We start from the raw sequence: 23,095 nt of genomic DNA, 5'->3' as shown, positions 1-23,095 counted from the left end.
AAATCCCCCACAGGGATACCAATTAAAGGCACAATAGTGTGAGAAGCTTTACCTCAAGGTTAGTGACACCAAAGAAACTCGTCTGCTGAAGGTACCTTCGGCAGACGAGTTTTGCTATTGAAGAGCCTTTCAACGCTGCATCTGCCCCGATGCTTGCTGTCACCGACCGTGGTAGAAAAACCTGCAGCGAAAGAGACACACCGATGCTCATCCTTCTTCTGCTGATGGCATTCGCCCTTGCCGTCGGATGCTGGGCGTACTCCTACGTGTGGCGCGGACTGAACCGCCGCGTCATTGCCGCCGTGAAGGTGGTCGACCCGATGATTACGCTCGGCCCGTACATCATGGCGGCGTGGGCGGCGTTCATGGCTCTCATCGCCATGAACATCTGGGTGACCGGAACCCTGCACACCGTGCTGACGATTATTTTCTGGGTGATTGCCGTAGGTTGCCTCGGCTGGGCTGGATTCTGGCTGCTCATGCACTGCCTGGGCGGGCAGACCCCGGGCAAACGCCCGATGTGGTGGCGTGAAGCAGTTGCCGCGAAGTTCGCCTGGCGCAACCTCTCGCGGATGCCCGCCTACCTGGGTGCTCGCACCAGCATCCTGCCGGTGGAGAACCCGCACCTGACCAAACCGTATTCGGGGTCTTGGACTCGCCCGCTCGGTGCGACCATGCCCGGGTACAGCTCTAACGGTGAGTTTATTGAGGGCTTTGATGAATTCGGTCGGAAGATGCCGCATATCTACCCCGTAGGTCCTGAACCGACGATTTTGGAGATGGCGCGCTGGGGTAAATCGGTCAGCTCCGATCAGCTGTTGACAACGTTTCTGCCGACCGCTCCGTTTGAGCGTCTGCGTCTGCCCGGTACCATGACGGGCCCCTTCACCTTTGCGGGGGAGGTGCCGCACGGTGCGGTCACCAAGTGGCCTCGCCGCAGCGGTGCGAATCGTGCCTTCGGCTCTTACGCTCGTCTGGGCGAAATCACCGAACGTAAGGTGGAGCTGCTGGTCGACCACCGCATCATTGTGGCACTGCAAACCACCCGCGAAAGCTACGAACGCCGCCACAGCTGGATGCTCGCCTTCACCGACATCGCAGACGGCGACTTCACGATGGACGCCGACGAGAACGGCAACCTGCGCATTACCTTCGGCATGGTCACCGAAGGCTACGAGACTCCGTGGGTCTTCACCAGCACCCTGAAAGACAGCCCGCGTCTGCGCCGCAAGGTACACCACGCCATGAGGGAACGCCGTGTGCTCAAGCAGAGCAGCGGCGAGCTGATGGACTGGCACTTCGTGCCGAAGCTCAGCGAGTTCCCGCATGGCCCGGTCACGAATGAGCTTCCCGAAGAGTTCTACTTCAAGTCCAATATCATGGTCACGAACCGTCACGAGAGCTCCTCGCGTGCCTCAGGTGAAGCACACTAGGGGAGTGCCTCTGCTATGAGGCGATCAGGATGGAAATGCACAGGCTGGAAGCGCCCAGACTGAATACCTCAAAAAGTTCACCCTAAAAATAAAATTCAGATACCCACAGATACTCACACACCGGCTGCTACTCCAGGGGGGGGAGTGGTAGCCGGTGCTTCTCTGTGTTCCTTCTCTGCGTTCCCAGTTTCTCGGCAGAGCCTCATGACGGTGTAGGGCCTAATGACGGGGCAGACAGAAAGCAACAACAAGCCACGATAGAATAGAAACTTAGAGCACTATGAGTACAAGCCCGGGGCATTTTCTCCCTTTCGCGAGCTTGCCGTGCTGAAAACATCTGCAGAGCATATTTGCAGAGAGCATCTGCAGGGAACACCTACAGAGAACACACAGTCATCACTTGCCGAAAGGATTCCCGTGGCGTCTTCGAACTACACCGCCCGCCACCTCTCCGTGTTGGAAGGTCTGGAAGCTGTACGCAAACGCCCGGGCATGTACATTGGCTCCACCGACTCCCGCGGCCTGATGCACTGCCTTTGGGAGATTATCGACAACTCGGTGGATGAGGCGCTCGCCGGTTTCGGTCAGTCCATTCAGGTCATTCTGTACCGTGACGGTTCGGTTGAGGTGCGCGATGATGGCCGCGGTATCCCCACCGATATTGAGCCGCGCACCGGCCTGTCCGGTGTGGAGGTCGTGTTCACTAAGCTGCACGCCGGCGGTAAGTTTGGCGGCGGCTCCTATAACGCCTCCGGTGGTTTGCACGGTGTGGGCGCTTCTGTGGTGAACGCGCTGTCTTCCCGCCTGGATGTGCAGGTGGACCGTGGCTCGAAGACCTACCAGATGTCCTTCCGCCACGGCATTCCCGGTCACTTCGAGTCCGGTCGCACCCCCAAGCCCGAAGATCCGTTCACTACCGCAACCGAGGGTACTGACGCCCTGCAGATTGTGGGTCGCGCTAAGCGCGGGGTGACCGGCACCCGTGTGCGCTATTGGGCTGACCCGCAGATTTTCACCCCCGATGCTAAGTTCAGCTACGAGGACTTGGCTGCTCGTGCGCGCCAGACCGCGTTCCTTATTCCGGGTCTGCGTATTTGCATCCGCGATGAGCGCCGCCTGCCTGGCACCCCCGGCGAGTTGGAGCCCCACGAGGAAGTTTTCCAGTACGATGGCGGCATTAGCGAGTTCGTCGAGTTCTTGGCTCATGATGAGCGTATTACCGACACCTGGCGTTTTAGCGGCAGTGGCTCTTTCACCGAGACCGTGCCCGTGCTGGGTGAGGATGGCCGCTCACAGCTGACCGATGTGGAGCGCGATTGTGAAGTGGACGTTGCGCTGCGCTGGGGTATTGGCTATGAGACGACGGTCCGTAGCTTCGTGAACATTATTGCCACCCCCAAAGGTGGTACTCACACTACCGGTTTTGAGCAGGGACTGCTGCGCGTGATGCGCAAGCACCTTGCCGATAACGCACGCAAGTACAAGGTGGGTAACGACAAGATTGAGAAGGACGACGTGCTCGCCGGCTTGACCGCCGTGCTGACCGTGCGTCTTGCTGAGCCCCAGTTTGAGGGTCAGACCAAGGAAATTCTGGGTACCCCGGCGGTCCGCCAAATCGTGTCGAAGGTCGTGGGGGATGCCCTGAAGGCTCGCCTGGAGTCGACCGCTCGTGCGGAGAAGGCTCAGGCGACCGCTCTGTGCGAGAAGGTTGTCTCTGAGATGAAAACCCGCGTCTCGGCGCGCATCCATAAGGAAACTCAGCGCCGTAAGACCGCACTGGAGTCTTCATCTATGCCCACTAAGCTGGTGGATTGCCGTTCGACCAATGTTGAGCATTCTGAGCTGTTCATTGTGGAGGGTGACTCGGCGTTGGGTACTGCGCGTCTGGCGCGTTCTTCCTCGTATCAGGCTCTGCTACCGATTCGCGGTAAGATCCTGAACACTCAGCGTGCTTCGGTGACTGATGTGCTCGCGAATGCTGAGTGCGCGGCGCTGATTCAGGTTATCGGTGCGGGCTCGGGTCGTACTTTTGACCTGGACTCTGCTCGCTACGGGAAGGTTATTATGATGACCGATGCGGACGTGGACGGTGCCCACATTCGTACCCTGCTGCTGACCCTGTTCTACCGTTACATGCGTCCGCTGATTGAGGCCGGTCGCGTGTACGCTGCGGTTCCGCCTCTGCATCGTGTAGAGGTGGTACGCCGCGGCAAGCCGAACGAGATGGTGTACACCTACTCGGAGAAGCAGCTGCACGAGCTTCTGGAATCTTTGCAGGAGCAGGATGTGTCTTATAAGGAACCCATCCAGCGTTATAAGGGTCTGGGTGAGATGGATGCCGATCAGCTGGCTGAGACGACGATGGATCCGCGCCATCGCATGTTGCGCCGTATTCGCATTGAGGATGCGGAGGCTGCCGAGCGTGCGTTCTCCTTGTTGATGGGTTCTGAGGTGGCTCCGCGTAAGGAATTCATCATTGCGGGTGCTCATCAGCTGGATACTGAGAATATTGATATGTAGCTTGCGGTGTACCTTACGGGGTAGTGGCGGCTGGCGTGTCACATTCTATGATTTTTCCATGATAATAATCACAATATTTCTTGGAAATCTCAGTAAAATTGGTATAACTTGGGCAAGTTTAAGCTTTGAGTGCTACTCGGATTACCTGTCACAATCCGGGAATCTGTCACCAAAATTTTGCAAAAGTGATATAAAACTGCAAAGTTTCACCCTAGTTCCGAAAGTACCTTCCAACCCCGCAAGGCACTATCGTGTTTCGTCCCTCAATCCATCCGCACGCCGAGGGATAACGTTCAAGGTACCTTTAGAGAAACGTCAAACAATAAACGTCCATACTATGCACAGTCTACTCACAGCTCCCGAGGAAAACCCTGTACCTTAGAAGCATGAGAGACACTGTGTCAGTAACTCTCGTATGCCCTCCATTGGTGGGGGACTACCCGAAATCTGGCACAAACACACATTAAGTACACACATAGTAAGGACCTATCAATGGATCCCCTTGATTTTGGTAGGTGGCAGTTCGGTATTACCACCGTCTACCACTTCTTCATGGTTCCGCTGACTCTGGGTCTGGGCCTTGTGGTGACCTACCTGTACATTCGCTACGTTCGTACCAAGAAGGACGAATACAAGCGCATGACGAAGTTCTGGGGCAAGCTGTACCTCATTAATTTCGCTATGGGTGTGGCCACCGGTCTGGTTCAGGAATTCCAGTTCGGCATGGCGTGGAGCGAATACTCCCGCTTCGTCGGCGACGTCTTCGGCGCTCCGCTGGCAATGGAAGGCCTCTTCGCCTTCTTCGTTGAGTCTACCTTCCTCGGTCTGTGGATCTTCGGTTGGGACCGACTCAAGCCTGCTGTACACGCATTCTCGCTGTTCATGGCAGTCCTCGGCTCCTGGATTTCTGCATTCTTCATTCTGGTTGCAAACTCCTGGATGCAGCACCCCGTCGGTGCAGAAATGATTGACGGTCGTCCCCGTATGACCGATATTGGCGCAGTGCTGATGAACCCCCTCGCATGGGTAACCTTCTCTCACGTCATCACCTCCGCTATTCAGGTTGCTGGTGGCTTCCTGGTTGGTATCGCATGGTACAAGCTGTGGCGTCGCCGCAAGGACGGCATCGACAAGGTCGTTGACGGCAAGGTCGTTGTTGGTGAGTCCGACAAGGGTGCACGTGACAAGGCTGATTTCCAGGTTTGGTTCAAGTCCCTGCGCCTGGGCGCTGTTGTGGGTCTCCTCGCCTTCGCAGGTATCGGTGCGTCCGGTCACCTGCAGGCACAGATGATGATTCACGAGCAGCCCATGAAGATGGCTGCTGCAGAAGCTGCGTGCCACGACGGCACCTCCTTCTCCGTTCTGACCGTCGGTGAACTCGGCGCTCAGAGCTGTGACAAGATCAACACCATCATCGAGGTCCCCGGCGTGCTGTCCTTCCTGGCACACGACAACTTCGACACTCCGGTGAAGGGTATTCAGACCCTGCTGCCCGAATACGAAGCTAAGTTCGGCACTAACCTGCCCAACAACCCGCTCTACGGTGAGCGTGCAGGTCAGAAGATCGACTACCTGCCCTCCCTCGAGGTCTCCTACTGGGGCTTCCGCGGCATGATTGGTCTGGGTGCGGTTGTACTACCCTTCTACCTCTACGCACTGTGGGTAACCCGTAAGAAGGGTGTGGGCACCGTTCCCGAGTCCAAGCTGCTCAAGAACGTTGCAGTCTGGTCTATTATGGCCCCCTTCTTCGCTATCTCCCTCGGCTGGATCTTCACCGAAATGGGCCGCCAGCCCTTCGTTGTGGCTCCGAACCTTCAGGGTGACCCCTCGATTCACCTGTTCACCGCAGCAGCTATCTCCCCGGGTGTTTCCGGTGAAGAAATCCTCTTCTCCCTGCTCACCCTGGGTCTGCTCTACGGTGTGCTGATGGTGGTTGAGGTTTACCTGCTCATCAAGTACGTCAAGGCCGGTGTGGTGGCAGCAATGCCCGAGCTGGTTCAGTCGCACCACGAGGACGAGTCCAACGACAAGTCTAAGCGCGATGTGCTGGAGTTCGCCTACTAGGCGGGTAAGGATTGATTCACCATGAACTTTGATTTCAATATCTTTGCCGGTCAGCCTGGCTTGCCCACCCTCTGGTTTGTTGCCATTGGTGTTTTCTTCATCATGTACCTGATTCTGGATGGTTTCGACCTGGGCGTCGGTATGCTGATGGGTTCCAAGTTCACTAAGAACGAGAAGGAACGTCGTCTGCTACTGAACACCATCGGCCCTGTCTGGGACGGTAACGAGGTGTGGATTGTGTCCGGCGGTGCAGCTCTGTTCGCGGCATTCCCCATCTGGTACGCAGCCCTCTTCTCGGCTCTATATATCCCCCTGACCCTCGCGCTGGTCTTCCTGATTCTGCGCGTGGTCGCAATTGAATACCGCGGGAAGAAGAACGACGAGAAGTGGATCCGTAACTGGAACATTGCTCTGTCCGTCTCCTCCTTCGGTATCGCACTGCTCGTTGGTGCTCTGCTTGGTCTGACCTCCATGGGCCTGCCCATCAACGAGAATGGCGACCGTGTCGGCGGCGCCTTCGCATGGGTCTCCCTGCCGGTTCTGCTCGGCGGTCTGGGCTTCGTGGGCTTCTCCCTGGTTCAGGGCCTTGCCTTCATCGCTCTGAAGACTGACGGTGACATCCGCGACCGTGCCCGCAACACCCTGGTACGCTGGGCTCCTGTCCTGCTGCTGCCGATTGTTGCATGGGTTCTGGCACTGGACTTCACCACCGGTAACGGCATCTCCTGGCTGTTCACCATCCTGGCTGTGGTTGCTGTTCTGATTGCTTGGATCTCCGCAAAGGGTGGCCGTGAGGGTCGCGCTTTTGCTGGCCTGTCCGTGTTCCTCGCATTCGGCGCGCTGGCAATCTTCACCGCAATGTACCCGAACGTTCTGCCCTCCACCCTGGACCCGGCATACTCGCTCACCATTGCGAACGCATCCAGCTCCGAGTACACCCTGGGCGTTATGACCTTCGTGACCTGCCTCGGTCTGCCGGTCGTCTTCGTCTACCAGGCATGGACCTACTGGGTCTTCCGTAAGCGTCTGCACGTGGATCACATCCCCGAGGCTCACGACGCTACCGAACTGGCTGAACTGCCGACCAAGTAGCATATAGCTGATTGAAGGATCCCCCGAATTTCTCTTCTGAGAAGTTCGGGGGATTTTTCTATGCCCGCAGAGGATGCAGTTCTTGGTAGATGAGTGGGCGCGCAAAAATTTTTGGTGCACCCCCCCCCGAAATTCGCGCGCAACAGGGAGCAGGAAGTGTAATATGGCTAACAACTCACTCTGATGAAAGGTGTTCAACGATGAAGTCCCGCAACCGCCGCTCCACCGCACCCACCCCTCGCGCCAATATGGGCCGCCGACTGCTCACCGCGGGTGCCCTGCTCTGCATCGGCGTGCTCCCGCTGAGCGCATGCTCGCTCTTCGAGCCGCCGCTGGAACGCGACGAAAGTGTCCACGCCATCTTTGACGCGGAACAGGACATCGTGAAGATGCCCCTGGACGATTACCTCTACGGCGAGCGCACTCACTACGAATACACGGCCTTTCAGATTGCCATGAAGCAGTGCTTCGCCGAACACGGGCAGAACTACACCATCCAGGCTCCCTACTCTGAGGGTGCGCCCCGCGGAGAGATGGGGCGAAAGTACGGTCCCTGGAACGTCGAGTACGCCCAGAAGTACGGTTTTCAGAAGCGTGACCCCAACGCTGCCGAGCCCATCTCCTATAACTCGGGAGAGACCATGAGCCCCGAGGACAAGCTTCGCACCGAATGCTACCCCAAGGCCCGTGAGACCCTGGACGCCGCGGTGCCCGAAGGTAAGAGGCCCGAGAAGGAAGGGCAGTCCACATACAGTCGTATCTCCACTGAGGCGGGTAACGCCGTTTACGGTAGTAAACTGCACCGCGAGCTCGAAGAGAAGTGGAAGCAGTGCGTCTCTGACCGCGGCCTCACCCCGCGTTCGGCAGGCTCCGTCGCCGAGGAAACCCCGCTGACTGAGCAGCTGAGCAAGAACGGCGGTTTCAACGAGCCCGCCTCCGAAGAAGAGATCCGTATCGCCACCATCCAGGCCGAATGTAACCAGCAGGTCGGCATGAGCCAGCAGCTCTACGACTTGGAAGCCCAGTACCAGATGCCGCTCATCCGTAAGCACCAGTCACAGCTTGAACAGGAACGCCAAGCCGACCGCGACCGCGACGAGAAGTTCAAGCAGTACGTTCAGGAGCACCAGTAAACCGGGACGCTAAAAGACAACGCAACGAAAGATAGCGTAGCAAAAGACAGCGCAGAGAAATAGACAGCGCAAAAACAGTTCAGAAAGACACCGCCATGACCACTCATTCACAGAACCAAAACAGCGGGCACCGCTTCAGCGAGCGCATCGCCCGACCCCGCGTGCTCCTGCTGCTGGCAATCCTCGCCATCGGCTCGCTCATGCTGTCCTTCTACCTGGGCACCCGCTACGCCGCAACAGGCCCCGACCCGACCGTGCAGGCGAAAACCGTGATTCCGGTCTGGGCGAAGGTCGAAGAACGCACCGTCAGCGAGGGACTCGCCATTGCCGGAACCACCAAAGCTGGAGAGACCGCCCCGATTAGCGCACGCACCAACGGTGAGCCGGTGCTCGTCTACCAGAACCAGAAGCCCGGTAACGTGCTCAAAGCCGGTGACTTCATCGGCATTATCGGTGCCGACCCCGTCTTCGTGCTGGACGGGCCGCTACCGCTGTACCGCGACCTGAACCTGGGCGATAACGGCGACGACGTGCTCGCCTTCCAGAAAGCACTGAACTCCGCCGGGTACTCCACCGCGCAGAGCGGCACCGTCACCGAAGACACCCTCGACGCCGTCACGCGCCTGCACCGCGCGCACCTGACCGGCGTGCCCAGTGAGGGAGTCACCAGTATTGCCCGCAGCAACTACGCGATCCTGCCCGGCGGTAGCCGCACCGTCACCGCAGTTGCCGCGGTCGGCCAGCTCATTAACGACGGAACCCCCATCGCGAGCGTAGAAACCAGTGAACCCTACGTGGAATCTAGCGTTGAGCTCTCCGTTGCCAATAAGCTCAAGGTTGGCGACCGCATTAGCTTGCGCACCTCCACCGGTAGCGTGGAAGGCACCATCACCAGCATTGGTGAACTGCAGAACGACCCCTCAAAAGGCGCGGTGAAGAGCGTGCGATTCAATGCCGATGACCCGAGTAAGCTTACTCCGGGTCAGAGTGCCTCCATCACCAGCAAGGGCAACACCTCAACCACTCTCGCCGTGCCCACCACTGCGGTACGCCAGGACTCCCAGGGCACCTACGTGCTTGTTGAAAAGGATGGAAGCTCCACCTCGACCAGCAAAGAGGCGCCCGCCACCGAACGAATCAACGTTGAGGTTCTACGCACCGCCGGCGGATACGCCGCAATCAACGCGAACCTCAGCGCGGGACAGAAGGTGCTTGTCTCATGAGCCGCCGAAATAGAATCCCCGAGCGAGCCCCCGACGCCATGACAGCCCCGCGCATCAGGGGAGATGCAGCCGAGCACGACGTTGCGCTAGACACGATGCCCAACACCGCGCCCGCTATCGAAATGCGCGGCATTACCCGTATCTTCGAGGGGAGCGAACGACCCGTCCTTGACCACCTCGACCTGGTGGTCGAACGCGGCGAATTCCTCGCCATTATCGGACCCTCCGGATCCGGTAAATCCACCCTGCTCAACGCCATTGGCCTGCTTGACACTCCCACCAGCGGAACCTACAGCCTCTTTGGCAAAAATACGGAAGGACTCAGCGACAGAGAACGCGACGAAATCCGCCGAGACCACCTCGGCTTCATCTTCCAATCCTCGAACATGCTGCTGGACGAAACCAGCATGACCAACGCCTCCATGGGCCTGCGCGTGCAGGGCGTACCCTACAGTGAGCGCCTGCAACGCACCGAAGAAACCCTAGAATTTCTGGGGCTGAGCGACCGCGCCAGCATCCGCACCCGGTACCTGTCCGGCGGCGAAAAGCAGCGTTGCGCCATTGCCCGTGCCCTCGCCACGCGCCCGCCGCTGATTCTTGCCGACGAGCCCACCGGCAACCTGGACAGCCACAATAGCGCCAAGGTCATTGAGATTCTGCAGCGCATTAACGCGACCGGCTGTACCGTGCTGGTTATTACCCACGACCCGGAGGTTGCCGCCGCCGCCCGCCGTGTGATTCGCATTGAGGATGGGCGGCTACACGAGCAGAGCCGTGCCGATTCGGCTACGGTGCCGGTTGCCGAGGCTGTGCCGGTTGCAGCGGACACCCCTGCAGAAGCCACCGTAGATGCTCCCGTTAGCCTCGCACCGGGGGAGAAGCCCGCCTCCCACCGTCGCGGAAGCTTCCTCACTGATGACAGCATCGAGGCAATTTCCGCGCTCACCTCACGACCGCTACGCACCCTGCTACTGGGCCTGTCCTTTGCGCTGGGCGTGGGCGGACTCATCAGCGCCTCCGGCATGAGCGAATCCGCCAGCTACCAGGTGAATCAGCGGCTGCTCGGCTCCGAACAATCCACGCTCTACATCAGTGACAGGGATAATGACCAGAACGTGCTCGGAACCTACCGGTATGGCGAATCCGCGCAGAATGTTGCCGACCGTATTAGCGCGCTGGACTACGTGAAGAACACAGGATTCGTCAGCAGCGTGGCACCCGCCGACGTGCGAATCACCCGATTCAGCCCCTACGAGGATGAACCCAAAACGGCGATTGGCCTCAGCTCCACCTCGAAGACCAGGCTTGAGCAAATCGGTGCCCGCATGAACCCCGAAACTCTGCGTGCGCTCGAACAGATGAACTCGACCCTCACCCGGGAGAACGTTGCCGACCGTGAGCGTGCCGAGCAGCTCTCCGGCGCCATCGTTTCGGTTTCTGCTACCCGCGCCCTCGGCATTATTCCCGAAGATAAGGCGGCAGATAACGCCACAACTGAGCCCAGACCCGGTGAGCTGCCCACCGTCGAGTACGGCATTAAACTCGGTGGGCTACCGCAGGTAGCACCAGGTGTGAGCATCTGGGTGGACGGTCAGCTGATGCCGGTCATCGGCCTCTTCGACCCCGGCAATAGCGGCTACGAATTCAGGAACACGGTCATTGTCTCGCCCGGTAAGCTACAACGCACCGGACGCGGCCAGGTGACCTACATTGCCGAAACTGAACGAGGTTACGGTAAAGCAGTTGCCAAGGCCATTCCGCTGACCCTCAAACCTGCTGAACCCAGCCAAATCAATGTGGAAACCCCCTCCGACCTGCAGAGCCTACGCGCGTCCATCGCCTCGGATCTGGGCCTGTACGTGGGTGTGCTCTCCGGGATTCTGCTGGTGCTCGCCTCCCTCTCGGCGGCAACCGCCATGTACCTGTCCGTGCAATCGCGCACCGCAGAAATTGCACTACGCCGCGCCATCGGATCGAGTAAATGGCTGATTGCCCGCATCTTCCTCATGGAGGGGGTCATGCTCGGTGTGCTCGGCGGCTCCATTGGTGCCTGCTCCGGCATGATTGCGACCATCATGCTTTCACTCGTGCAGGGCTGGCAGGCGATTCTCTCCCCGGGATTCGTGGTGCTCGGCGTGGGAGTTGGTGCCCTCACCGGTCTGGTGTCTTCGGCGTACCCGGCGTGGGTGGCATCCCGTAAGAGCCCCGCCGACGCGATGCGCGGCTAGAGTTAGCGCTGGGCGGGGGGGCAGTCAAATATCCGAAACCTGACTGGTCAAATAGGTATTAGATAGCCCAGCCCTTAAACTGATGGGAGGTAAAAACAGCAGAAGACTAGGTCAAAGGACAACACGTGAGTCGAACGCACACACCGCGTCATGCTGACAAACATCAGAATACTGAGGCACCAGAGGTGACCGCGGGAAAGCGCAACGACCGCGCTGACCGTCGCCCGCCCCTGGGCCCTGACGCCCGTAAAACCCTCAGCACCTTCGGTGTTATCACCGCCGTGCACACCCTCGCGACGGTGCTTTTCAGCGCCGCCCTGGCTGTGATTATTGCCCGCGCAGCCCACGCCGGTTTTGCCGCTGTTGCCGCCGAGCATGCACACCTCAAAGAGACCAGCGCGCCGGATGTGTACCGCGCCTACGTCGAATTCGCTGGTTCCGCGCAGGCGCAGCTGGAGGCGCACGGTGGCTGGCTGCTCGGCCTCGGTGGGCTCTTCGGTGACGCAGACACCATTACCCCCGGCCTGATTGCGGTTGCCGTCATTGCGCTGCTCGTCCGCTCGGGTACCGACTACCTGCTGGCTGTGAGCGCGCAGCGTGCCGCCTCCGGAGCGAAGTCTCAGATTCGTTCCGCCCTGCTCAAGCGAGTGCTCGCCACTGGTGGCGCAGACACCCCCGAGGGTACCGGCGCGACCGCTGTGTTGCTTTCCCGCGGCCTGAACGCCCTGGATGACTACTACACCAAGACGCTGACCGCGTTTGTTTCCACCGCGATTGTGCCGTTCATGCTCTGGGTCGTTGTGGCGTCCCTGGACTGGATGAGCGCAATGGTGCTGGCGTGCACCCTGCCGCTCATTCCGGTGTTCATGATCCTGATTGGTAAGAACACCCGCGACGAAACCGCAGAAGCTCAGGCTGAACTGCACCGACTCTCCGACCATATTCTGGAGCTGGTGCGCGGCCTGCCCGTCATTATCGGTCTGGGTCGTGAACGCGCACAGACGCGCGCCATGAACGCTCTCGGCCAGCGTTACCGTGAACGCACCATGCAGACCTTGCGTAGCGCCTTCATGTCTTCGCTGGCACTGGAGCTTATCACCACCATTTCGGTGGCGCTGATTGCTGTGCTGATTGGTGTGCGACTGGTCAACGGCACCTTGGGCCTGGACACCGCAATTCTCGTGCTGCTGTTGGCTCCCGAATGCTACCAACCGCTGCGTGATGTGGGTGCCGCCTACCACCAGTCGGAGGATGGCGTTGCCGCACTGCGTAGCGCTCAGAAGATTATTGATGCGCCCCTGCCCGCAGCTGTAGCAGACAGTGCTGCAACTGAGAGTAAAGAGGCTCAGCCTTCCACCATCTCTGTTGAGGACTTGTCGGTGAACTACCCGGCGCGTCCTGCGGTGCTGACTAACCTGTCCCTGAACTTGGACCGTCACGTTGCCACTGCCCAGGGTGAGCGCGGTGCGGTTATCGGTGTGATGGGTGAGTCCGGTTGCGGTAAGTCGACCCTGCTGAATGTGTTTTCCGGTGCCGTGCGTGAGGGTCTGGTGCCCACCGGCTCGGAGGAGCCCGTGTACCTGACCGGTAGCGTGACCGGTCTGGGAACGACCCTGGTCATTCCGCAGTCGCCGGTCTTCACCGCACCCACTGTGCAGACCGAAATGGCTCTCTACGCGCTGAGTGCTACCGAGGCGGAGCGTGAGCGTGCAGCGGCTCTGCTCGGTGAAGCGATGCACTCCAAGAAGCTGTCCGTTACCGATGCCGAGTCCGAGCTGCTGGTTGGCCCGCTGGCTCAGCTGGGCATGGAGAAGCTCACCGCCCTTGAGCCCGGTGCCCTCAGTGCAGGTCAGGCACGCCGCCTCGCCGTGGCACGCACCCTGGCTCGGGCCGAGGCTATCTACCGTGCCGGCGGTGAGCAGGCCGTGCTGACCGTCCTGGTGGATGAGCCGACCGCGCACCTGGACGCCTACTCGGCATACCTGGTGACCCGCGCTCTGCACCGCCTGGCGGAACTTGGCGCAACCGTGCTGATTGTGACCCATGAGCAGGAGCTCGCCGCCGGCTGCGACACCCTCGTTCGTGCCGTGCAGACCCCCCAGGGCTACACCTGGACCGCTGAGGCGAATACCGCCCGCGTTGCGGTTCCTGCGCAAGCCCCCGCGCACCTGCTCAAGGATCGGGAAGAGTACGAGGCTGAAAGCACCGCCCCGGTGGGCGCCTCCGCAGCTGTCGAGGCCGAGGAAGTCGAGCCTGCCGGCCTGTTCGCAAGCCTGCGCACACTGAAGGAACTGACGGGTATTGGTGTTCGCGCCGCAACTGGCCCGGTGATCATGGCTGCGATTACTTCCCTGATGGCGGCGGCACTGACCGCGCTGTCCGGCTGGCTGATTGTTCGCGCCGCCGAGGGTCCGGCAATGATGTACCTAATGGTCGCCATTGTGGGCGTGCGCTTCTTCGGCCTGGGTCGTGCCTGTGCCCGCTATGCTGAGCGTCTGATGACCCACTCGAAGGTTCTTGCCGCCGCAAATATTCTGCGTCTGCGCGCCTGGGTTGGCGCATGGCAGAGCGTGAGTAGCGTGCGTGCCCTGCTGCGTGGTGACGCGCTGCTCGAACGCCTCGTGGGCGGTATTGATGAGCTGCGTGACGGCGTGCCGCGCGTTATTATTCCGCCGGCTGCGCACCTGCTGGTCATGACTGCGGCGCTGATTACGACCGCGTGCATCCTGCCGCAGGCTCTGATCCCGGTCCTGCTTGCCGTGCTGGTCAGCACTTTTGTGGCTCCGTGGATTGTGCTTCGCGCCGATGCCCGTGCGGAAGCGCTGGCTCGCCGCTCCACCGCGCAGATGCTGCGCCTGGGTACCGGCATGCTCTCGGCCGCTGAGGACCTGCGCGCTAACGGCGTGGCAACCACCGCTGAGAAGGCTAACGGCGCCCTGGACGCTGAGAACTTGTCCGCCCTGCAGAAGGGCTCGACCGCTCAGGGTGTGGGCCGTACCCTCGTCACTCTGAGCTGGTTCGGTGCGGCTCTGGCGAGCGCAATCATTGCGTACCCGCTGGCTGTTGACGGCACCGTGCGTGCCCCCGAAGCGGCGATCGTGGTGCTGCTGTGCACCGGCATGCTGGAAAGCTCCCTGGGCCATGTTGAGGCGGTCCGCTCTTGGCCTGCGTTCAGCCGTCTGCTCGCGACGATTGCCCCGAGCGTGCGCGACGTATCCCTGGAGGGCATTGTTGCCGTCTCGACCCTGAAGCGTTTCGTACCGACCGAGGCTGAGGTAGACACCCACGTTCTGCCGCGTCGTGCTGAGCGTCTGCGTGCCCGCGCGGAGGCCGAGATGGAGGAACTGCTGGAGGCAGACCGTCAGCGTGCGCACCGCTTTGACCGCCCCGAATCTGCGGCTAACGCTCAAGCGGAATCTAAGGCTGGCTCACCGCGCCCGCCGAAGCCTGGCGAACCCACCCTGGTCAGCTGCGGTACTCAGCAGGACCTCGGCGTGAAGGTCACCGAACCCGCCCTGAGCCTGCAGGACGCAGCTGCTCGCTGGCCGGGTATGGATCACCCGGTCTTCACCGACCTGAACATGAACGCCCGTGCGGGCTCCTGGACTGCGGTGACCGGCCCCTCCGGTTCCGGTAAGTCTACGGTGCTTGCAACCGTTCTGGGCTTCTTGCCGCTGGAGTCCGGCCGTGTGCTGGCTTCCGGTGAGGTCCTGGAAGGTGAGCAGCTGCGCGGCTACGCGGCGTGGTGCCCGCAGGCGGCTCACATTTTTGAGTCGACTCTTGAAGGTAACCTGATGCTGGCTCGTGACCGTTCGGATCGCCCGAGTGAGGAAGAGCTGATTGAGGTTCTGCGCCGTGTGGGTCTGGGGGAGTGGTTTGATGCTCTGCCTCAGGGCCTGCGTACCCCGGTGGGTGCTGGCGGTTCCTTCCTTTCCGGTGGTCAGCGTCAGCGTCTGGCGGTAGCTCGTGCTCTGCTGGTGAACTCGCCGGTGCTGCTGCTGGATGAGCCGACGGCACACCTGGACGCTGAATCTGCCCGCGCGCTGATGGCTGACCTGGATGCGGCGACCCGCTCTAGCTCCGTGGCTACGGTTCTGGTGTCGCACCGTCCTGAGGATATTGCCCGCTGCGATGAGGTGGTTCGTCTCTAAACGCCTCTGACGCAGGCACCACGTGCGGATTGCCCACGAAGAAAGGCCCCGGTACATGATGTACCGGGGCCTTTTTGCGCGTTCATATTTCTGCACAGATAGGTCCGGTCGGGGGGGGAGCTAGACCTAACTGAGTATCTGTGCGCTTACCCGCAACAGCATGATGGTTACAACGATAATGAGCACACGGCGAATGAATCGCTCACCCAGGTGAATTGCGGTGCGGGCACCAACCCAGCTTCGCGCCATATTGGCGCATCCCATGGCGATTCCAAGGAGCCAGTGAATTGAGCCCCGCGGAATGAAGTAGGGAAGCGCGCCTAGAAGAGCTTTTCAGCCTCCGGGCTAACCGCCATCGCAGCAGAAACAGCCGCATAGTTCGGGCCCACAATGCCGATGCTCTGAGTGAGCATCACACCGGAACCGTCACGGGCACCGTGCTCGGTCGGCAGGGAACGAGCCACACCACCGGAGGACGCCGCCTTCGCCGGGCCCACACCCACCCACGCCAGAGCCAGCTGACTCTCACCGGTGAGGAAACGGTGCGCACGCACACCACCGGTCGCGCGGCCCTTCTGCGGATACTCGCTCAGGGCGGTGACCTTGGCACTCGCCAACCCGTCCTTGCCGTTGGTGACAGTCACGACCTCCGCCGCGTCGCCGGGCGCGGTCACGCCCAGGGCGATGAGGCGGTCGTCCTCGGCAAGCTTGATGCCTGCGATACCGCCGCCGGTGCGTCCCTGCGGGCGGACCTTTGCTGCGTCGAAGGTCAGTAGCTTCGCGTCGCGAGTGACGAAGGTGAGTACCGCATCGTCGGTGGGGCAGGGAGCGGCGGCTACGATTTCGTCGCCGTCCTTGAGCTTCATGATGTCCCACTCGGTCTGGTTCAGCGGGTAATCCGGGTTGACTCGCTTAATCACGCCTCCCGCGGTTGCCATCGCCAGAACCGTATTCAGCGGTGCCAGGGCAACCAGCTTCTCACCCTTGGCGAGCTGAACCAGCTCGGTTGCCTTCACTGCCGACGCTATGGAGGGGGTGCCACCGTTCTCGTCCAGCACCGCAATGTCCATGACGGACAGACGCACCATGCGTCCTGCGGAGGTCATGGCACCGATCTCACCGCGCGCGGTGGTCGGCACAATCGAGGTGAACACGTCGTGCTTGAAACGCTTGCCGGGATCCACGAGCGCCTCACGGATGGGCTTGCCGGGGGTTCGTCCCATCATGCCGGAGGCCGAAAGCAACACCCAGCAGGGCTCATCCGCGATTTCGAGGGCGAGGCCGAGGCTCTTCTTCGCCTTGGACTGTGCGGTGACTGCCTCAATAGCGACCTGCATGTCGTCCTTGGTTTTAAGCTGGGTGCGGCGGTCGGTGCCGTAGAGTTCGGCGACCTCGGTGAGCTCGTCGGAGACCAATTCGCGCAGCGCCGCATCGGAGCCGAGGATACGCTGCAATTCCGCGATTTCCTGCTGCAGGGTTTCGCGCTCTGCTTCCAGCTCCAGGCGGGAGTACTTGGTGAGCTGGCGCAGGCGCAGCTCCAGAATGTGGTTCGCCTGGGTGTCGGTCAGGTCGAAGACGACCTTCAGCTTTTCGCGGGCCTGAGCGGTCTCATCAGACTCACGAATGATCTGGATGACCTCGTCAATGTCGAGGATTGCCACGAGCAGGCCTTCCACCAGGTGTAGGCGGTCGGTGCGCTTGCCCAGGCGGAATTCGGTGCGGCGGCGGACCACGTTCAGACGGTGGTCAATGTACACACGCATCAGGTCGAGCAGGCCGAGGGTCTGCGGCTGACCGTCCACGAGCGCGACGTTGTTAATACCGAAGGAGTCCTCGAGCGGGGTGTGCTTATAGAGGGCGGCGAGCACCGCCTCCGGGTTAAAACCGTTCTTGATTTCGATGACGAGGCGCAGACCGTTGGTGCGGTCGGTCAGGTCGACCACGTCGGAGATGCCGGTGAGCTTCTTGGAGTTGACGCCGTCCTTGATCTTTTCGATGACCTTTTCGGGGCCGACCATGTACGGCAGTTCGGTGACGACAATGCCCTGCTTGCGGGGGCTGACCTGCTCGATGGAGACCTTCGCGCGGGTCTTGAAGGTGCCGCGGCCGGTTTCGTAGGCGTCACGGATGCCTCCCAGACCCACGATGGTTCCGCCAGTGGGCAGGTCGGGTCCGGGGATGAACTTCATGATGTCTTTGAGGGTCGCCTCGGGGTGGGCGATGAGGTGGCGGGCACCGGCGATAACTTCGCGCAGGTTGTGCGGCGCCATGTTAGTTGCCATACCGACCGCAATGCCGGTGGTGCCGTTGACGAGCAGGTTCGGGAAAGCTGCGGGCAACACGGAGGGCTGCATGAACTGGTTGTCGTAGTTTGGTACGAAGTCAACCACGTCTTCGTCAAGGTCAGCGGTGAGTGCCTGGGCGGCGGGTGCCATGCGTGCTTCAGTGTATCGGGCGGCTGCCGGGCCGTCGTCGAGGGAACCGAAGTTACCGTGACCGTCAACGAGGGGCAGACGCAGCGCGAAAGGTTGAGCGAGGCGCACCATGGCGTCGTAGATGGCGGCGTCACCGTGCGGGTGGAGCTTACCCATGACCTCGCCGGTCACGCGGGCGCTCTTGACGTGGCCCTTATCGGGGCGCAGACCCATCTGCTGCATCATATAGAGGATGCGGCGCTGCACTGGCTTGAGGCCGTCGCGGGCGTCGGGGAGGGCGCGCGAATAAATCACCGAGTAAGAGTATTCCAGGAAGCTGGATTCCATCTCGGTGGATACGTCGATGTCGACAATATTCTCTACCACATCCACCGGGTAATCGCTGACGGCGGATTTGGATCGGCGAGCCATATATCTCCTCGTGTCGGTGTGTTTTCGCTCCTCCTATTTTAGCGGGTGGGAGCGGAGGAGTCGGGCTGGCTGGTCAGCGTCATCTGTGGGGGGCACCAAGCCGGCCGCGGGGCAGTAACCGAAGCGTACCGGGAGAGCTCACGCCGTCATATGCGCCTGTATCAGCGTGGTCAAGTAGCACAGCCCGGCTAGAACCCTCTAAGGTAGAGGGGAGTAACACCTAACCGCCTTCACGGTGTGCGCCGACCGACGTCGCCTCATGAGGGCACCGCACGAAAGAGGTACGATGTACGCCACCACCCCCGAACGCGAGCAACTGGTCGCAGACATTAAGCATGCCGGTTTCTACCCCGACCTCGTGCTGGAAGTGGTGGATGACGCTCTGGCGGGTATGAACCCGGATGCGCACTTTGTGCAGCATGAAACCCACTTCTCACGCGATGATTTTCACCGCCACATCACCGTGATGGTGCTCTGCGGTGAGCACGTTATCTTTGCACACTTGGACGACCAGCATCTTGAGGGTGATGCACAGGGTACCGTGGCGCATGTGAGCGTGGAGGCGGTGCACCTGAGCGCCCTGAACGCGGTGACCATCAGCTACGGTTTCAGCCAGCCGCAGGCGTACAATGCCGGTAGCACCGCCCCGACTGAGATTTCCTTCCAGATTGCCTGGACCGGTTCGCTGCACATGGAGCTGGCTCCTGCCGGCTGCCAGGATCCGCAGTGCAATGCTGACCACGGCTTCACTGGCGATGCACGCCGCGAGGACATCGCGGTGCGTGTTTCTGCGACCGCTGACGGCCCGGAGTCGGTTCAGCGTGCCCAGGATTTTGCGCGTGCTCTGCACCGTGCCCGCATGTACGCAACCCGCCGATAAGCGCTCGCACAGTATAAATCCCGCGCAGTAACAGCCCTCGCGGCAATAATCCCGCGCGGCGCCCTGTACTTTCACGTACCCCCTGAGGCACCCCCCCCGAGAGAGACCCCCCGAGAGGAACCTATGACGGCACAGACCACCCTGCACGATGTTTTGGGTGCGCCCCTGCCCGCAGCACCCGCCTACGGCAGCAATAGCATCGCCGATGTGCTGGAGTCCGCCTCCTCTCTGGTGGCTCAGCGAAGCCTGGCGCGCCCCGCGCACGCTCTGGACGCCGACCCAGCGTTTAACTCCGTAGCCGATCCGCTGAACCTTGCCGGTCGCCTCGCGGAGCAAGACGTTGACCCGGCGTCTTTCCGCCACGCCTGTGTGATCTTGGTCGACGGTCTGGGCGATCAGCTACTCAATAGCTACGGCGGCTACGCGCCCGCCCTGCGTAACACCCTGAACCTGGGCCCGCTGGACGCCGCATTCCCCACCACGACCGCCGCCTCCCTCACCTCGCTGGGTACCGGTACGGCACCCGGCGCACACGGCATCGCCGGTTATGAGGTGCGCAATCCTACGGGTAATGGGGGAGCGGGCTCGGTCATGAACCACCTGTCCGGTTGGGACCAGTCGGTTGATCCGCACGCCTGGCAGCCGCTGCCAACCGTGCTGGAACGCCACCACGAAAACCGCCGCGTGCTCACCATTTCGCTGGGTAAGTACCGTGGTACCGGCCTGACTGAGGCGGCGTTGCGCGGCGGCGAATTCGTGGATGCTGTCGGCTACAATGCCCGCGTCACCTACGCCCTGGAGGCGCTCTCCAGCCGCACCCCGACCACCGTGTACCTGTACTGGGGAGAGATCGACGCGGCGGGCCACCGCTACGGTGTGGGTAGCGACGAATGGCTGCAACAGTTGGAAGAGCTGAACTCGGCGCTGAAGCGTCTGGCAGAGCGAGCCCCGGCGTGGGCGGCACTCTTCGTCACCGCCGATCACGGCATGGTGAATGTGCCCGAGCATCAGCGCATCGACTACTCGGGCGTTGATGAGTTGACCCGCAACATCGCAATGACAGCCGGTGAACCGCGCGCCGTGCACCTGTACCTCGAAGATACTTCGGAGGCGGCACGCACCGCCACCGCTCAGCGTTGGGCGCAATACTGGGGCGAACGCGCCTGGGTGATTGACTCTCGCGAACTGATGCGTGCCGGCTACTTCGGCCCGGTCATCACGGATGCGGCGCGTGGCCGCATTGGCGACCTAATGGTGTGCGCTCGCGAGGACTGGGCGCTGTACGATATGCGCCACTATCAGGAGCGTGCCCTGCACATGGTTGGTCAGCACGGTTCGCTGACGGACGCTGAGCGTCTGGTGCCGTTGCGTATGCTCATGACTTTCTAAAGTACTAGTCTTCTAAAACCCCAGAGGGCATAGAAAACCGCTGGTGATTCGGGGGAATAACCAGCGGTTTTTGTGTGTCTAGATGCCCTTGTCTAGATGCTCTCGCCTAGATGCCCTTTATCGGGCGGCGAGGGCGGTCGCTTACTTGCGGCTACCGAAGATGATGTCATCCCATGCCGGAACGCTCACGCGCTGCTTCTTCGAGGAGGAAGGCTTAGGCTTCTCATCGGAGGCGGGCTCAGTCTGCGTCTTAGCAACGGGGGCCTCAGCTGCGGGTGTGTCCTCGATGGGGGCCGGCATGGTGAAGGACTCGACCGGAACGGATTCAACGGGTGCTTCCGAGTCCACAGCCAGCGGGCCGGTGGTTTCTACGGTAGTTTCTGCTTCTACGGTAGTTTCTGCGGTGGGCTCGAGTGTAGCCGGTGCCGCAGGCGCTACCGGGGCAACAGGTGTAGTGGGCGCAGCCGGTGCTACAGGCTCGCGGTGCATGAACACCTCAGGCTCCTCAACCTGCGCCGGGCGCACCGAGCGGGCGCGCTCCAGAAGCTCCTTGAGCTTACGCTCATCAGCGCTCTCAGAGGAAGTAAGGGGTGCCGGTGCGGGCTCGGGTGCCTTCGGCAGGCGGGCGGGCGGGACCTCAACGGGAGCCTTCTTCGCGGCGGCGGCAACGGCGTCCTCACTATTGCCCATCAGGAAGTACGCCGCCTCATTCGACGCGTACAGGCCCTGGTTCGCCGGGTTGTACACCCAGCGCGCGGGGAAGACGACCTGCGCGGGCAGGTTCTGACGCACCGAATCCTTCAGCGCAATATCAACCTCAACGCGCCACTGGCCGTTCTCCTGCTGGCGGGTGGTCCAGTCCTGGGTTGCGTCCTCAAAACCGTAACGTTCGGAGACTTCCTCAATGCGGGCGCTCAGGGTTACGGGAATCTGTGCGGTACCCGAAGCGGAGCTGCGGCGACCAATCTTCACGCTCTGAGCGGCACGAATAATGTGGGCACGCTCAGCAACAATCGGCCACTCGTAGCGGCGCACGCGCTCCGGCTCCCAACCGGACTCTTCAGCGATTTCCTCAACGGAGGCACCCTGACGGAAACGGGTCTGAATATCGCGCGGACCGTAGGTGCCCTTAGCGCCCAGACCGCGGGCGGGCTGAATACGGCGAGCCTTGGTGATGCTCGTGCGCAGGTTTGCGTCAATCGGCAGTAAGAAGCGGGTGCCGTCAACAGACTCAAGCACCAGATTTTCGCCGTCATCGTGAACGCCAATCAGACGCAGTTCAAGCATGAGAACCTCCATAGGTGAACCGGACGCGTTCGTGAATGTGTTGCACGGAACGCAAACTACCTACCAGGGTACCGTGAAAGCGCGGTAAATCAGTAGTGGAGGCGGGATTTTCACCAAAAAAACATGTACTTTTCGCGATAAAAAAGCTAAAATGTGACGCCTAAACAGTCCAAAGCCTACCCAGGATTAGACAAATAGGGTGCCAATGGTGAACAATACCTGGCATGCCGTCGGGGTTAAATTACACGCCAGCGGCATCTAGAGCACTCATTAAATAAGTTAAACAAGCGTGGCCTGGTCCAACACACAGCCACAGAACCAACGGAGCGTGAAAGTTTGGCAACTGATTACGATGCACCTCGCAAGCAGGACGAAGAGCAGAACGAAGAGTCCTACGAGGAGCTGAACGCCCGCCGTTCCGAGATGCAGTCCGGTGCGGTGGACGAAGACGAGAACAGTGCAGCAGAAAGCTTCGAGCTGCCCGGTGCTGATCTCTCCAACGAGGAGCTGAACGTTGTTGTTCTGCCCGCTCAGGACGACGAGTTCACCTGCGCCTCCTGCTTCCTGGTACGCCACCGCTCGCAGATTGCACACGAAGAGGGCAACCTGTCCTACTGCATCGAGTGCGAGGGCTAAAACTTTAGGGAAGGGCTAACACCCACCCGACATACACCTCATGACGGGGCGAGTGCCGAGTGCACCCGCCCCGTTGAGTATGTGAAAGCCGCGCACACATGAACAGCGCCGCGTCGAACCCAACAGGGCGCATCGCGGCAGGTACTGAACATCAACACGCAACGAAAACACCCCGCAGTAGAGCCTCAACACAGCGCGAGGTGATGGCACAGA

The 23,095-nt window shown here is 60.9% G+C and carries 13 protein-coding genes and 1 pseudogene; 11 read left to right on the top strand and 3 right to left on the bottom strand.

The features are described 5' to 3' along the window. The first annotated feature begins 203 nt into the window (after nucleotides 1–203). The 8 genes from ACUXHH_RS05380 (at nucleotide 204) to ACUXHH_RS05345 (ending at nucleotide 15,844) form a co-directional block, all read left to right on the top strand. Nucleotides 204–1,433 (top strand): peptidase E, encoded by a 1,230-nt coding sequence (locus ACUXHH_RS05380; RefSeq protein WP_458390980.1) that lies wholly within the window; start codon nucleotides 204–206, stop codon nucleotides 1,431–1,433. Nucleotides 1,434–1,850: 417 nt separating this feature from the next. Continuing rightward, the gene (locus tag ACUXHH_RS05375; protein ID WP_458390979.1) at nucleotides 1,851–3,953 is read left to right on the top strand and encodes a DNA gyrase/topoisomerase IV subunit B; all 2,103 of its coding nucleotides are present in this window, start codon (nucleotides 1,851–1,853) and stop codon (nucleotides 3,951–3,953) included. A gap of 492 nt (nucleotides 3,954–4,445) precedes the next feature. Continuing rightward, a complete protein-coding gene (locus ACUXHH_RS05370; protein ID WP_279754616.1) occupies nucleotides 4,446–6,017 on the top strand; it encodes a cytochrome ubiquinol oxidase subunit I in 1,572 nt (523 codons plus the stop codon). Between the two features lie 21 nt (nucleotides 6,018–6,038). Further along, a complete protein-coding gene (gene cydB, locus ACUXHH_RS05365) occupies nucleotides 6,039–7,109 on the top strand; it encodes a cytochrome d ubiquinol oxidase subunit II (RefSeq protein ID WP_279740566.1) in 1,071 nt (356 codons plus the stop codon). A 200-nt stretch (nucleotides 7,110–7,309) separates the two neighbouring features. Next, the gene (locus ACUXHH_RS05360; protein WP_279740567.1) at nucleotides 7,310–8,242 is read left to right on the top strand and encodes a multidrug transporter; all 933 of its coding nucleotides are present in this window, start codon (nucleotides 7,310–7,312) and stop codon (nucleotides 8,240–8,242) included. Nucleotides 8,243–8,337: 95 nt separating this feature from the next. Then, nucleotides 8,338–9,465 (top strand): efflux RND transporter periplasmic adaptor subunit, encoded by a 1,128-nt coding sequence (locus ACUXHH_RS05355; RefSeq protein WP_279740568.1) that lies wholly within the window; start codon nucleotides 8,338–8,340, stop codon nucleotides 9,463–9,465. Beyond that, nucleotides 9,462–11,693: an ABC transporter ATP-binding protein/permease gene (locus ACUXHH_RS05350; RefSeq protein ID WP_458390978.1), complete on the top strand. Its 2,232-nt coding sequence runs from the start codon at nucleotides 9,462–9,464 to the stop codon at nucleotides 11,691–11,693. The genes ACUXHH_RS05355 and ACUXHH_RS05350 overlap by 4 nt, the downstream gene beginning before the upstream one ends. Before the next feature lie 185 nt (nucleotides 11,694–11,878). Beyond that, nucleotides 11,879–15,844, top strand: coding sequence for an ATP-binding cassette domain-containing protein (locus ACUXHH_RS05345; RefSeq protein WP_458390977.1), 3,966 nt, complete (start codon nucleotides 11,879–11,881; stop codon nucleotides 15,842–15,844). Between the two features lie 126 nt (nucleotides 15,845–15,970). On the opposite strand, the pseudogene ACUXHH_RS05340 reads toward ACUXHH_RS05345, so the two are convergent. Both ACUXHH_RS05340 and ACUXHH_RS05335 read right to left on the bottom strand, forming a co-directional pair. Further along, nucleotides 15,971–16,153, bottom strand: a pseudogene (locus ACUXHH_RS05340) (sulfite exporter TauE/SafE family protein); the annotation flags it as partial. 11 nt (nucleotides 16,154–16,164) lie between these two features. Continuing rightward, nucleotides 16,165–18,690, bottom strand: a complete 2,526-nt coding sequence (locus ACUXHH_RS05335; RefSeq protein ID WP_458390976.1) for a DNA gyrase/topoisomerase IV subunit A — start codon at nucleotides 18,688–18,690, stop codon at nucleotides 16,165–16,167. A gap of 286 nt (nucleotides 18,691–18,976) precedes the next feature. Between ACUXHH_RS05335 and ACUXHH_RS05330 the strand changes: the two genes are divergently transcribed. Together ACUXHH_RS05330 and ACUXHH_RS05325 are read left to right on the top strand one after the other, a co-directional pair. Beyond that, entirely contained in the window at nucleotides 18,977–19,570 is a 594-nt protein-coding gene (locus ACUXHH_RS05330; RefSeq protein ID WP_279740577.1) for a DUF5998 family protein, read from the top strand. A gap of 123 nt (nucleotides 19,571–19,693) precedes the next feature. Beyond that, a complete protein-coding gene (locus ACUXHH_RS05325; RefSeq protein ID WP_279790497.1) occupies nucleotides 19,694–20,959 on the top strand; it encodes an alkaline phosphatase family protein in 1,266 nt (421 codons plus the stop codon). A gap of 141 nt (nucleotides 20,960–21,100) precedes the next feature. Here ACUXHH_RS05325 and sepH read toward each other — a convergent pair whose 3' ends face one another. Beyond that, on the bottom strand, nucleotides 21,101–22,246 hold the full coding sequence (gene sepH, locus ACUXHH_RS05320) for a septation protein SepH (RefSeq protein ID WP_458390975.1): 1,146 nt from the start codon (nucleotides 22,244–22,246) through the stop codon (nucleotides 21,101–21,103). A 336-nt stretch (nucleotides 22,247–22,582) separates the two neighbouring features. Between sepH and ACUXHH_RS05315 the strand changes: the two genes are divergently transcribed. Then, nucleotides 22,583–22,882, top strand: coding sequence for a DUF4193 domain-containing protein (locus tag ACUXHH_RS05315; RefSeq protein ID WP_279740582.1), 300 nt, complete (start codon nucleotides 22,583–22,585; stop codon nucleotides 22,880–22,882). Nucleotides 22,883–23,095 lie beyond the last annotated feature (213 nt).

It is taken from the genome of Rothia sp. 110740021-2, from assembly GCF_054263775.1.
This window is presented reverse-complemented; position numbering and strand designations above follow the sequence as displayed.

Coding starts and splice junctions, on each gene's coding strand:
- sepH (WP_458390975.1), bottom strand. CDS start 22,246: ATGCTTGAACTGCGTCTGATTGGCGTTCACGATGACGGCGAAAATCTG.
- ACUXHH_RS05330 (WP_279740577.1), top strand. CDS start 18,977: ATGTACGCCACCACCCCCGAACGCGAGCAACTGGTCGCAGACATTAAG.
- ACUXHH_RS05370 (WP_279754616.1), top strand. CDS start 4,446: ATGGATCCCCTTGATTTTGGTAGGTGGCAGTTCGGTATTACCACCGTC.
- ACUXHH_RS05325 (WP_279790497.1), top strand. CDS start 19,694: ATGACGGCACAGACCACCCTGCACGATGTTTTGGGTGCGCCCCTGCCC.
- ACUXHH_RS05360 (WP_279740567.1), top strand. CDS start 7,310: ATGAAGTCCCGCAACCGCCGCTCCACCGCACCCACCCCTCGCGCCAAT.
- ACUXHH_RS05350 (WP_458390978.1), top strand. CDS start 9,462: ATGAGCCGCCGAAATAGAATCCCCGAGCGAGCCCCCGACGCCATGACA.
- ACUXHH_RS05380 (WP_458390980.1), top strand. CDS start 204: ATGCTCATCCTTCTTCTGCTGATGGCATTCGCCCTTGCCGTCGGATGC.
- ACUXHH_RS05335 (WP_458390976.1), bottom strand. CDS start 18,690: ATGGCTCGCCGATCCAAATCCGCCGTCAGCGATTACCCGGTGGATGTG.
- ACUXHH_RS05355 (WP_279740568.1), top strand. CDS start 8,338: ATGACCACTCATTCACAGAACCAAAACAGCGGGCACCGCTTCAGCGAG.
- cydB (WP_279740566.1), top strand. CDS start 6,039: ATGAACTTTGATTTCAATATCTTTGCCGGTCAGCCTGGCTTGCCCACC.